7 protein-coding genes are annotated in these 6,885 nt (G+C 69.3%); all 7 read right to left on the reverse strand.

Annotated features, from left to right (window positions below; translation table 11 throughout):
• Nucleotides 1–25 precede the first annotated feature (25 nt).
• The 7 genes from O0J73_RS07050 to fliE are packed head-to-tail and all read right to left on the reverse strand — an operon-like array spanning nt 26 to nt 6,702.
• Nucleotides 26–1,180, reverse strand: a complete 1,155-nt coding sequence (locus O0J73_RS07050; protein WP_308308320.1) for a flagellar hook-length control protein FliK — start codon at nt 1,178–1,180, stop codon at nt 26–28.
• Complete coding sequence (gene fliJ / locus O0J73_RS07055) at nt 1,180–1,647, reverse strand: flagellar export protein FliJ (RefSeq protein ID WP_006443420.1); 468 nt, start codon at nt 1,645–1,647, stop codon at nt 1,180–1,182. Before fliJ ends, O0J73_RS07050 begins: the two co-directional genes overlap by 1 nt.
• 3 nt (nt 1,648–1,650) lie before the next feature.
• Nucleotides 1,651–3,048, reverse strand: a complete 1,398-nt coding sequence (locus O0J73_RS07060; RefSeq protein ID WP_049456083.1) for a FliI/YscN family ATPase — start codon at nt 3,046–3,048, stop codon at nt 1,651–1,653.
• The gene (locus O0J73_RS07065) at nt 3,045–3,686 is read right to left on the reverse strand and encodes a FliH/SctL family protein (protein ID WP_006443484.1); all 642 of its coding nucleotides are present in this window, start codon (nt 3,684–3,686) and stop codon (nt 3,045–3,047) included. Before O0J73_RS07065 ends, O0J73_RS07060 begins: the two co-directional genes overlap by 4 nt.
• On the reverse strand, nt 3,683–4,669 hold the full coding sequence (gene fliG / locus O0J73_RS07070; RefSeq protein ID WP_024958226.1) for a flagellar motor switch protein FliG: 987 nt from the start codon (nt 4,667–4,669) through the stop codon (nt 3,683–3,685). Before fliG ends, O0J73_RS07065 begins: the two co-directional genes overlap by 4 nt.
• Nucleotides 4,670–4,676: 7 nt before the next feature.
• Entirely contained in the window at nt 4,677–6,320 is a 1,644-nt protein-coding gene (gene fliF / locus O0J73_RS07075) for a flagellar basal-body MS-ring/collar protein FliF (protein ID WP_308308321.1), read from the reverse strand.
• Nucleotides 6,321–6,333: 13 nt separating this feature from the next.
• Nucleotides 6,334–6,702: a flagellar hook-basal body complex protein FliE gene (gene fliE / locus O0J73_RS07080; protein ID WP_197563890.1), complete on the reverse strand. Its 369-nt coding sequence runs from the start codon at nt 6,700–6,702 to the stop codon at nt 6,334–6,336.
• Between the last annotated feature and the right edge of the window lie 183 nt (nt 6,703–6,885).

The raw sequence follows: 6,885 nt of genomic DNA on the forward strand, positions 1-6,885 counted from the left end.
TGCCAACCTTGGTCGGCACGCATTCTCAGGCGTAGGCGTCCAGCAACCCGCGCTGGCGGATCAGCTGGGCGGAGGAGACGCTGCCGTCGCCCGGCGTCGGTTCTCCGTCACCGCCCAGCCCGCCGCCGCCGGATGGTCGCGACGCATTGCCGTCACCACCGGGGGCCTGATGGCCGACATCGGCGTGGGCCAGGTGGAAGCCCTGTTCGCCGAGCAGCTCGCGCAGGCGCGGCAGGCTGTTTTCCAGCGCCTGGCGCACGTCCACATGCGGGCTGCTGAAACTGGCATGCACCTTGTCGCCGTTCAGCTGCAGGCGCACATCGACCGGGCCCATGTCATCCGGGCTGAGGCGGATGTGGGCGTGGCCGATCTTCTGGTCAGCCAGCCAGCCCAAGCGCGCGCCGATGGCCTGGTCGAAGCCATCATCAGCGAGCACCGGTTTCGGCGTCGGCTCGCCGTTGAAGATCGCGTTGCCAGCAGCGAGTGCGGCCTTCAGGTCCTGCGCCGCGGCGTTGGCCGGAGCGTGCAGCAGGGGCGCCGTGGTGCGCTCGCCGATCAGGGTCGCGTCGCCGTCTTCGCCGCGCTCGCCGCGTTTTCCGGGCAGCAGCATCTCAGGCAGTGGCAGCGTCGTCGCCGGCTCGGTGCCGGACGCGGCGTTGGCCTTGCCCTCGGTGGCGGCGGCAGCCGGTGTGGCAGCGGCCGGCACAACCGCAGCGGCCGGCTGTGCAGCTGTGGCAGGCAGGGCAACGCCATCTGTGTCGGTGGCCGCCACTGCAGCGGCGGGCAGGGCAGCGGCAGGATCGGCGGGGAGCGGTACCGCCAGCACCAGCCCGGCCAGGCCCAGCGGCGGCCAGGGCGCTTCCTCGGTCGCTGCCGGTGCGTCTTTCCCGGCAAGGGGCTTGACCGGTACTGCAGGCACCACGGCCGCGGTGTCCTCGGGTGTGGCGGCAGTGTCCGGCTTGCGCTCGCTGCCGGCCTGATCCCTGCTGTCCGACGCTGGACCCTGCGGGCTGGTGGGTGTCGGCGTGCTCGACGCCCGGGTGGGCGCATCGGCAGCCGGCGCGCCTCCCTGCAGCAGCTGGCTGAATTCCTTGTTGCTGTCGCTGCGCGGGGTGCGCGCGGCACCATTGCCGGAGCCCTGCGGCTGGGCGCTGGCGCTGCCGCCGAGTGGAGCGGGCATCACGCGCGGCCTCCCTGCTCGGCACCGTCCTGGTCTTCGGCCTGCACCAGGCGCGCCCGGCGCGCACCGATGTCATCCATCTCGCGCTGGTCGCGGCGGTCGGTCACCACCTTTTCCTGTGCGCGGTAGCTGGCGGCCAGCTGCTCCAGCACGGCCTTGTCGCGGCTGGCCAGGATCAGTCGTGCCCGCTCGGCTTCCACCTTCTCGCGGTTGCCGTCCACGGTGCGCTGCTGCTGCTCCACCGCGCTGTCGAGGCGGTCGAGGAAGGCGCGACGGTTGAGCAGTTGCGCCGGGCTGGTCGCCGCCATCTGGGCGTTGGCGTACTCCTCGGCATAACGGCGCAGTTCGTCCAGTCGCGATAGATGGGTATCGAGCACGCGCTGGCGTTCGGCGAGATCGCGGGCCACCGCGTCCTCGTGTTCCTGGGCCCGCTTGAGCAGGGGATCGATGCGCTTGGACTGGTTCATGGCTTAGCTCTCTTGTTCCACCAGGCGCTGCAGCGCCGCCTGGCTGTGCGGGAGATCTGCGGCCTTGGCAACGTCCTGGCCGAGGAACTCCATGATTTCCGGCCAGCGTTCCAGGGCTTCGTCGGTCGCGGCGTCGTTGCCGCGCTGATAGGCACCGATGGCGATCAGGTCGCGGTTGGCCGAGTAGGCCGACACCAGCCGCTTCAGCTTGCGGATGCGCAGGCGCCACGGTTCGTCGGCGATTTCCGTGACCACGCGGCTGACCGACGATTCGACGTCGATGGCCGGGTACAGGCCACTGTCGGCGACGCGGCGCGACAGCAGGATGTGGCCGTCGAGGATCGCGCGCGCCGCATCGGCGATCGGATCCTGCGGATCGTCGCCCTCGGTCAGCACCGTGTAGAACGCGGTGATCGAGCCGCGGCCCTTGGCACCGTTGCCCGCGCGTTCAACCAGCGCTGGCAGCTTGGCGAACACCGACGGCGGGTAGCCGCGGGTGGTCGGCGGTTCACCCACCGACAGGCCGATCTCGCGCTGCGCCTGCGCAAAGCGGGTCAGCGAATCCATCAGCAGCAGCACGTTCAGGCCCTGGTCGCGGAACCACTCGGCGATGGCGGTGGCGCGGTAGGCGCCGTGCAGGCGTGCCAGCGGCGGCCGATCGGCGGGGCTGGCGACCACCACCGCGCGGCGCAGGCCTTCCTCGCCCAGCGTGGTCTCGACGAAGTCGCGCACTTCGCGGCCGCGTTCACCGATCAGGCCAACCACGATCACGTCGGCGGCGGTGTAGCGGGTCATCATGCCCAGCAGCGTCGACTTGCCGACGCCGGAGCCAGCGAACAGGCCGACACGCTGGCCGCGGCCGATCGGCAGCAGCGCATTGATCGCGCGCACGCCGACGTCCAGCGGCTGGGTGATCGGTTCGCGCGCCAGCGGATTGATCGACACGCCGGCCATGCCGACATGCCCTTCGGCGCGGATAGGGCCCTTGCCGTCCAGCGGTACGCCGTCGCTGTCGATCACGCGGCCGAGCAGGCCTTCGCCCACTTCCACGCCGCCACGGCGCGCCGAGGGCACCACCCGTGCATTGGGCAGCAGCCCGTGCAGTTCGGCACTGGGCATCAGGTAGGTGCGCTCGCCTGCGAAGCCGACCACTTCGGCGTCGACCCAGCCGCCATCGACCACTTCGACCTTGCAGCTGGCACCCAGCGGCGCCTCGCAGCCGACCGCTTCCAGGGTCAGCCCGACCGCGCGGCGCAGCACGCCCTCGCGGATCAGCCCGCGTCCATGCGCGGTGTCCACGCGCAGGCCGTCGAGGCGGCTGGCCAGGCGCAGGTTGCGGGCCACGGCCCAATCGGCCGGCTGCGCCGCCGGTTGTGGCGCGGCTTGCGATTCCGGGCTCATGCGCTTGCTCCGGTCTGGCGGATCACCGCATCCAGCGCACCGCGCAGGCGCGCTTCCAGGGTGCCGTCGATGCGCACGGCTTCGGCGTGCACGCGCAGGTCGCCACGACTGAGGCTGGTATCCGGTACCAGGCGCTGCTGCGGCGACAGGTTCAACAGCGGGGCGAGGGCGGCGATGTCGTCCGGGTGCAGGCGGACTTCCACCTCGCGGGTGCTTCCACCCACGGCATCGATCGCTTCACCGACCAGCTGCGCGAGCAGCGCCGGCTCGGCCTCGTAGGCACGACCGACCAGCGCACCGGCGATACGCACCGCCAGCTCGCCCAGCGCGCCGACCACTTCGTTCTCCAGGCGCACCAGCGGCCGGCTGAAGTTGTCGAGGATGCCCTCGATCTGCGCGGCGAGACGACGCACCTCGGCCTGGCCCTGGCCATAGCCTTCGGTATGGCCGTGCTGGAAGCCTTCCTTCTCGGCGCTGTCCTGGATCGCCTGGATTTCCTCCAGGGTCGGCAGCTGCAGCGGCGGTTCCGGTTCGTGCTCGGGGTCCGGCTCGGTAAGTTCGAACACATCCTCCTGGGCCCGTGCCGGTTCGGGCTGGGCCAGCAGGTCCGGGGCAAGCCAGCGCACGACGTTGCTCACAGCATGGCCTCCGCGCTGCCACCGATGGTGACGGTGCCTTCATCGGCCATGCGCTTGACGATGGCCAGGATCTCGCGCTGCGCGCCTTCCACGTCGGACAGGCGCACCGGGCCGCGGGCTTCCATGTCTTCCAGCAGGATTTCCGCCGCGCGCTGCGACATGTTGCGGGTGATCTTGTCGCGCACCTTGATGTCGGCACCGCGCAGGGCCAGGCCCAGGCGCTCGCCGCTCACTTCGCGCAGCACCAGCTGCATCTCGCGGTCGTCCAGGTCGACCAGATCGTCGAACACGAACATCAGGTCCTGGATGCGGTTGCTCAGCGGTGCGTCGATACGGGCGATCTCGCCCAGGATCGCCTGGTCCTGGCCGCTGTCCATGAAGTTCAGGATGTTGGCCGCACACTGCACGCCGCCGATGTTGGACGACTTCAGGTTCTGGTTGCCGGCGAACTGGCGCTCCATGATCTCGTTGAGTTCATTCAGTGCGTTCGGCGGAATACCGTCGAGGGTGGCAATGCGCAGCAGCACGTCCACGCGGGTACGGTCGGGCAGCAGCTTCAGCGCATCGGCGGCCTGGTCGGTTTCCAGATGGGCCATCACGATGGCGATGATCTGCGGGTGCTCGTTGCGCACCAGGTCGGCCACCGCGCGCGGGTCCATCCACTTCAGCGCATCCAGGCCGGTGGTGTTGCGGCCGAGCAGGATTCGGTCGATCAGGTTGCCGGCCTTCTCGCTGCCCAGCGCCTGCACCAGCATGTTGCGGATGTAGTCGTCCGAGCCTACGCCCAGCGAGGTCTTCGAGCCCAGTTCCTGGCCGAACTGGTCCATCACCCGTTCCACCTGCTCGCGGGTGATGTCGGTCATGGTGGCCATGGCGATGCCGATCTTCTGCACTTCCTTGGGTTCCATGTGGCGCAGCACCTCGGCCGCATCCAGCTCACCCAGGGACAGCAGCAGTACCGCCGCGCGCTGCACACCGGTCAGTTGTGCCTCAGTCATTGGCCACCCAGCCCTTGACCACCTGGGCCACGCGCTTGGAGTCGGTCTTCACGGCTTCACGCGCCATCCGCAGTCGTTCCTCATATGAATCCACCGGCAGGGCCAGTGCATCCGGCCCGCCCAGGCTGGCGCGGTCGGCGCCCAGCGCCGGCAGCGGCATGCCATCGTCATCCACCAGCTGCACGTCCGCGGTATGCGGCTCCAGTGCCTGCTCGTCGTTCTTCTTCTGGCCGGTGATCGCGCGCAGCGCCGGGCGCAGCACGCCGAACAGCAGGGCCAGTACCACCACCGCGCCCAGCAGCATGCGGCCGGCATCGTGCACCCACGGCAGTTCCCACCAGGCCGGGCCTTCGACCGGCGTGGTGTCACGCACGAACGGGGCGTTCATCACCGACACGGTGTCGCCACGCTCGGCGTTGAAACCGACCGCCTGCTTGACCAGCGCTTCGACGCGGGTCAGCTCGGCGGCCGACAGCGGCTGCGGCGCGACCTTGCCGTTGGCACCGGCGCGCGGCACGTTGTCCACCAGTACCGCCACCGAGACGCGCTTGATGCGGCCGGCCGGCTGGCGGGTGTGCTGCAGGGTGCGGTCCAGCTCGTAGTTGCGGGTCGCGTTCTTGCTGCTTTCGGTCGGCGCCTGCGCGGTGGCCGGTGCGGTCTGCTGGCCCGGCGGGCTGTTGCTGGTCGCGCCCGGCACGCCCTGCGGGCCCGGCGTGGTGGTGCTGTTCTCGCTCATCTGCTCGCTGCGCAGCTTCTGCGGCTCGCCGTTGTAGAGCTCACGGGCTTCCTCGGTCACCGAGAAATCCATGTCCACGCTCACTTCCGGATTGACCCGGCCCGGGCCGGTCATCGGCTCCAGCAGTTCGCGGATGCGCTGGTTGAACGAGGTTTCCTGGCGGCGCACCTGCTCGAACTGGGCGGCGTTGACCGCAGCCTCGCTGTTCGGATCGCTGACGCTGAGCATGCGCCCGCTCTGGTCGACCACGGTCACCCGTTCCGGCGCGAGGTCCGGAATGCTGGCCGCGACCATGTGCACGATGGCGTCGACCTGGCTGCGTTCCAGCTGCTGGCCGCCGCGCAGTTCCAGCGTCACCGAGGCGCTGGCCACGTCACGCTGGCGGGTAAAGGCGCTGGGCTTGGGAATGGCCAGGTGCACGCGCGAATCGCGCACCGGGCGCAGCGTGTTGATGGTGCGCGACAGTTCGGTTTCCAGCGCGTGCTGGTAGCGCGCGCTTTCCACGAACTGGCTGACGCCGAAGCCGGGGTCGCGTTCCATCAGCTCGAATCCGAGCTTGCCGCTGTCGGTCAGGCCAGAGCCGGCCAGCTTCAGGCGGGCGTCGTGCAGGTTCTTTTCCGGCACGGTGATGCCACCGGTGGCCGGGTCGAGCGCGAACGGAATCTGCGCGGCGCGCAGCAGGTCGGTCGCTTCAGCGGTCGCCTTCTGGTCCAGGCCGGTATACAGCGGGACCATGCCCGGCTTCTGCGACCAGAAGAACACGGACAGGCCTGCCGCCACCGCCACCGCGATCATCGCCATCAGGCCCAGCCGACGGGTGATCTGCAGACTCTGCAGGCGGTCGAACCATTGCCCGGCCTTCTCGGCGTTCAGGCTGTCCTTGGAGAGCGTCAGTGCCATGCGTCAACGTTCCTTACAGCGGCATGTTCATCACGTCCTGGTAAGCCTGGACGAGACGGTTGCGGACTTCCACGGTGGCGCGGAAGGCGATCTGGGACTGCTGCGAGGCGACCATCACCTTGGCCAAGTCGGCATTGGGGTCACCCATTTCGAAGGCCTTGGCCAGGGCGCCGGATTTCTGTTGCGCATCGTTGACGCCGGCAATCGCTCCACGCAGGGTTTCGGTGAAGCTGGCGGGCTGGACCTGCGGCGCATCCAGCACCGTGCCCGGCAGGGCATTGCTACGCGGCGCTTCGGCCAGCGGGTTGAGCGCCGCGGACTGTCCCACCTGGGTCTGGTAGGAGCGGATCTGGGAGAGGATCGAAGTGACGGAGTGGGACATCTGCAACGGTTCCAGAAACAGGGATAGGGTTGTCTGCTGGTGCTTGTGCAAGTGCCGTGCCGAAACCGGTTTTCGATTCAGTGTCGTGAGGGTGTGGGTGTGCTGGCAGGGCTGCGCCCTGCACCCGCGGTAGTGCCGGCCGCTGGCCGGCAACTTCAACAGCAACGGCAGAAGCTGGTGTGC

The organism is Stenotrophomonas sp. Sm6012 (assembly GCF_030985895.1).
In the GTDB taxonomy this organism is placed as follows: Bacteria; Pseudomonadota; Gammaproteobacteria; order Xanthomonadales; family Xanthomonadaceae; genus Stenotrophomonas; species Stenotrophomonas forensis.

What these genes read in the sequence shown, in the direction of transcription:
- O0J73_RS07050 (WP_308308320.1), bottom strand. Translation starts at nt 1,180, where the DNA reads ATGCCCGCTCCACTCGGCGGCAGCGCCAGCGCCCAGCCGCAGGGCTCC.
- fliJ (WP_006443420.1), bottom strand. Translation starts at nt 1,647, where the DNA reads ATGAACCAGTCCAAGCGCATCGATCCCCTGCTCAAGCGGGCCCAGGAA.
- O0J73_RS07060 (WP_049456083.1), bottom strand. Translation starts at nt 3,048, where the DNA reads ATGAGCCCGGAATCGCAAGCCGCGCCACAACCGGCGGCGCAGCCGGCC.
- fliF (WP_308308321.1), bottom strand. Translation starts at nt 6,320, where the DNA reads ATGGCACTGACGCTCTCCAAGGACAGCCTGAACGCCGAGAAGGCCGGG.
- fliE (WP_197563890.1), bottom strand. Translation starts at nt 6,702, where the DNA reads ATGTCCCACTCCGTCACTTCGATCCTCTCCCAGATCCGCTCCTACCAG.